The organism is Stenotrophomonas sp. P5_A8, assembly GCF_056400545.1.
This window is the reverse complement of the sequence record NZ_JBFULB010000317.1, coordinates 1-4,380: the sequence shown is the minus strand read 5'-3', so window position 1 is coordinate 4,380 and position 4,380 is coordinate 1. Positions and strand designations below refer to the sequence as shown.

Below are 4,380 nucleotides of genomic sequence, written 5' to 3'. Positions count from 1 at the left end.
GCCTGCGGGGTTTCCTGCACGCTGTGCCCGGAGATGATCACCTTCTCCGATACCGCCCCGTCCAGATGCGCGCTCCAGTACGGCACCAGGCCATCGTCGGACTGCTGCAGCGGCACGTCCGGTTTGCGCTGGGCGATGATCGAGTGGTACTTCAGGCCCGGCTCGATCGGCAGCGCGCCGGCGGCCTTGACGAACGGATCGCTGGCCTTGAGGTTGTCGATGCTGTTGGGGATCTGCAGTTTGGTCTGCTGTGCGGACTGCGTTTCGGCCTGCTGCAATGTCTGGAACACATCCTCGAACTTGCCCAGCAGGGTGATCGGCAGGCGCACCAGCCGGCCGATCAGACGCCCGACACGGTTGCCGGCGATGTCGGTGCCCTTGTGCGGGGCGGCAATGAAAATGGCGCGCTCCACGTTCGGTTCGGCGGTGAAGTGCAGCAGCGGACCGAGCTTGGCTTCCACGCGCTTGAGGCGTTCCCCCTTGAGGTCATAGTTGGCCAGCAGCTGGTCCCACAGCACATCGCCCGAAGAGGTGACCAGCAACCGCGCCAGCACGCCGCCCATGCTGTGGCCGATGAACACCATGTCCTTGGACGCCGGCGTGCTGCCGTCGGGATCGAAGTGCTTGAGCGTGTTGTTGAACGCCTGGTTGATCTCATAGCGGTTCAATGCGATCGGCGCGTTGGTCGGGTAATACACCTGCCACACCTGGAAGTGCTTGCGCAGTTCGGGGTCGCCCATCACCTCGTTGGCCACGTTCACCCACGCCTCCGGGCTGCTGCCCAGACCGTGCAGCATGAAGATGATGCGGCGGTTGGGGTCCCATGGCTGCATCAGGTACATATGCGGTTCGCCGATGCCTTCGCTGAGCCCGAACAGGGTGCRCAGCGACTGCGTGGCAAAGCCGGACTGCGCCAGCCACATGCCGTAGGCCGCAGTGAAGTTGCCGGCCAGCGGCACTTTCTCGCCGTGCAAGTTGACGCTCTCGGTGGACTCCGGTGAGTACACATCGAACAACACCTGGGTGGTGTCCAGCACCTGCTTGAGGGTGTCGCCCTTGAAGCGCAGCAGCGCGGTGGCGTTGATCGCCGACATTTCACTGTACTGGGGAATCTCGGCCTTCTGCCCGTCCGCCGCGGCGATCAGCTTGGGCGGGTCCATCACCACCACCAGTTCGGCGCCGAAGCCATCGCGGCGATAGGTGCTGCGCAGGCCGGCAAAGCTCAGCGACGAGGCCGAGACCATGCCGGTGGGAATGCTGGGCATGCGCAGCTCGTCGAAGTCCGAGGTCAGCGTCCAGCGCTCGCCGGCCACCGGTGCGTTGTAGTCCTCCCCTTCCAGCGCGCTCTCGCGGGCGCGCTTGAATACCACCGCGGCGGTCTGCTCGGCGGCGTAGTTGTAATAGTCGCGGACCTGGGTCTGGCGATCCTCGAAGGCCCGGTCCGATGGCGTGCGCCCACTGAAAAACAGGTAGGCGTAGGCATAGCGCGCCGCTTCCAGCCACGCATCCAGCGCCGCATCGCTCATCGGATGCTTGTCGCGATCCTTGGGCTTGGGGCTCAACCCCAACGCGTTCTTCACCCACAACTCGGACAGCGCGGAAAGCCGCTGTTCCTCGGGCAGCACGTCGGTGTCTTCCAGGGTCTTCTGGCAGGTCGCCACGTCCTTGGCGCACGTATCCTCGTCCAGCCCGATCACGCTCAACGTCTCCTGCGAGGCGGCGCTGAGCTTGCCCGAGGTGAGCACGTCGCCGCGCTTGTTGGCCAGGTAGTCGGTGGGGGCCACCTGTTTCATGGTCACCATCGCGCAGCCGCTGGACAGCAGCAGCGACAGCACCACCGCCAGCAACGGCAGCGTGCGGCGCGGGAACCTCATGGACAGCCGTTTCATGGAACGCTTCCTTGCTCGGCGCCGGGCATGCCCTGGCGGATCAGTCGGGAAAAATCGGGATCGTCGCCGGCGGCGCGTGCGCGATCGGTGATGCGGCCGCGCGCCTTCAACGTGGCAAAGTCCACGCCCGGCGTCAGCACGCTCAGGTCGCGTGCATACTCGGCGAAATAGCCCGACACCAGCAGCCGGTAATCCAGCGGCAGGCCCGGCGCGATCTGCTTGGCCAGTTCGTACACGATGGTGGTGCAGTTGCTGGTAAGCGTGTTGTAGAACGCCGGGGCGGCATCCAGCTTGCGTGCCTCGCCCAGGTAGGACACGAACAGGCCCTTGAGCTGTTCGCGCGTCATGCCGTGCAGCCGATACAGGTAGACATCTTCGCCACGCACGTTGCTGCGCACGCGGATGATGTCGGTTTCCTCCGAGGCCACCAGGGTCATCTCGAACTTGCGGAAGAACCCGCCCAGTGCCGAGAACGACTCACCGCGCTCCTTGCGGATCTCCAGCGAGAACACCAGGTAGCGACCGTCGGCGAAGCCGAAAGACACCAGCGTGTGGGCGATCATCGGTCCCATCCAGTAGGACATCACCAGGTCGGCCGAGCGCAGCTGGTCCAGGTCATAGCTGCGCCGCACCCAGCGCACGTCGTGGTCGTCTTCGCTGCGCCAGGTGAAGTCGCGGACGTTGTCCAGCACGACATGCTGTCCGTCGAACGCAACGACCTTCAGCCGTTGGGCCACGTCATCGGCCCAGACCCGGTCCTGGCGCGGGGTGAGCAGCAGCCACCACACCCCCGAGGCCACCAGCGCGGCCACGTACAGCGCGCCCGGCCAGCGCCCGGCGCGCGCGCGCCCGACCGCCACTGCCGTGGTCAGCGCGAAGCCCAGCCACACCGCGATCGCGATCCCGCGCAACCACCCCGGACCGGGCAACTGGTAGGCCAGCAGGCCGGTGATCCACAGCGCTGCGACCAGCATCACCAGCGCCAATCCCCATCGTCCTGCCTTCTTCACGCGTCGTTCCGTCGTTGGTTCGGGGCGCTAGTTAGCCATAACCGGGGTGTGGGGAACATATCTGCGTGTTCAGTTTGGGCCGGCGGCATACTTGCAGGCCCCGGTCCACCCCTCAGGAGTTGTCGCATGCAGGGTCTGCGTTCCATCGGCGGCGTGCCGATCCAGCGCCATCATCTGGCCCGCTGCCACTGCGGCGCGGTGGTCCTGCGCCTGCATCTTCCCGACGGCGTGCTGTCGCCGCGGCGCTGCGACTGTTCGCTGTGCCGGCGCAAGGGGGCGATCGTGGGCTCGGTAAAGCTGGCCGACCTGGAGGTGATCCAGGGCGACCAGACGCTGCGTCTGTACCAGTTCAACACCCACGTGGCCCGGCACTGGTTCTGCAGCATCTGCGGCATCTACACCCACCACCAGCGCCGCTCCTCGCCGGACGAGTACGGTTACAACCTCGGCTGCCTGGACGGGATCAACCCGTACGCGCTGGGCGACGTGCCGGTCAACGACGGGGTGAACCACCCTTCCGACCGTACACCGGGCTAGTGGCTGCGCCGCCGCGGCGGCGGTGCCACTTTCTGCCAGGGCGCCGCCATCCGGGGGCGTCCCACGCGCAGCGGGCGCTTGAACACGGGGCGACGCTGCGCGGCGTCCGCGGGGCTTGCAGGCGGCGGTGTCTGCGTGGCCGGCCGTGCAGGCCAGAGTCGGTCGAGCAACCACATGGCAGGTCTCCGTGGGGGACGGTGACGGGTGACGTTACCGACGCGTTGGCATAGGCCAGGTGAGGCCGGCACGACAATCGTGTGACGACCCGCCGGTCCTCATTGCACGGTGCGCGCCTTGCCCACCCCACGCACCAGCACGAAGAACAATGGCACCAGCACGATCGCCAGCAGCGTGCCCGAGAGCATGCCGCCGATCACGCTCATGCCGATCTCGCGCCGACTCACCGCACCGGCGCCCGTAGCCAGTCAGGGGGATGACGCCGGCGATGAACGCCAGCGAGGTCATCACGATCGGCCGCTTTCCGGGCGTCCGGATGAAATCGACCGGCTGTCGAGCATCGTCAACGCCATGCTCGAACGCATCGAGCAGTTGATGACCGAAGTCAAAGGCGTGTGCGACAGCATCGCCCACGACCTGCGCACACCGCTCACCCGGCTGCGCGCACACCTGTACCGCACCCGCGTCGAACTGGGCGAAAACGATCCGCACACCGACCAGATCGACAAGGCGCTGGTCGAAGCCGATCTGCTGATGGCGCGCTTCACCGCCCTGCTGCGCGTGTCCGAACTGGAAAGCCATCAGCGCCGTTCGGCCTTCGTCGAGGTGGATGTGCCCGAGCTGCTGCGGGAGCTGCACCAGTTCTACCTGCCGCTGGCCGAAGAGAAGCAGCAGGTGTTGCAGTTGGAAATCGCCGCGCCATTGCCACCGGTCAGCGGCGACCGCGAACTGCTGTTCGAAGCCCTGGCCAACCTGCTGTCCAATGC

The 4,380-nt window shown here is 66.3% G+C and carries 4 protein-coding genes and 1 pseudogene; 2 read left to right on the top strand and 3 right to left on the bottom strand.

From position 1 onward, the window contains the following. Both AC1DQP_RS17120 and AC1DQP_RS17115 read right to left on the bottom strand, forming a co-directional pair. Positions 1–1,889: esterase/lipase family protein (locus AC1DQP_RS17120; protein ID WP_478052067.1), on the bottom strand; the 1,889-nt coding region annotated here is incomplete at its 3' end. Further along, on the bottom strand, positions 1,886–2,863 hold the full coding sequence (locus AC1DQP_RS17115) for an Lnb N-terminal periplasmic domain-containing protein (protein WP_478052068.1): 978 nt from the start codon (positions 2,861–2,863) through the stop codon (positions 1,886–1,888). The genes AC1DQP_RS17120 and AC1DQP_RS17115, both read right to left, overlap by 4 nt. A 162-nt stretch (positions 2,864–3,025) precedes the next feature. Here AC1DQP_RS17115 and AC1DQP_RS17110 point away from each other — a divergent pair, with 162 nt between their 5' ends. Next, positions 3,026–3,436: a GFA family protein gene (locus AC1DQP_RS17110; protein ID WP_256775690.1), complete on the top strand. Its 411-nt coding sequence runs from the start codon at positions 3,026–3,028 to the stop codon at positions 3,434–3,436. A gap of 275 nt (positions 3,437–3,711) precedes the next feature. Here the strand turns inward: AC1DQP_RS17110 and AC1DQP_RS17105 are convergent. Further along, positions 3,712–3,913 (bottom strand): annotated as a pseudogene (locus AC1DQP_RS17105) (efflux RND transporter permease subunit); the annotation flags it as partial. Positions 3,914–3,988: 75 nt separating this feature from the next. On the opposite strand from AC1DQP_RS17105, the gene AC1DQP_RS17100 reads away from it, so the two are divergent. After that, the coding region (locus AC1DQP_RS17100; protein WP_478052066.1) for a sensor histidine kinase at positions 3,989–4,380 on the top strand (392 nt) is incomplete at its 3' end.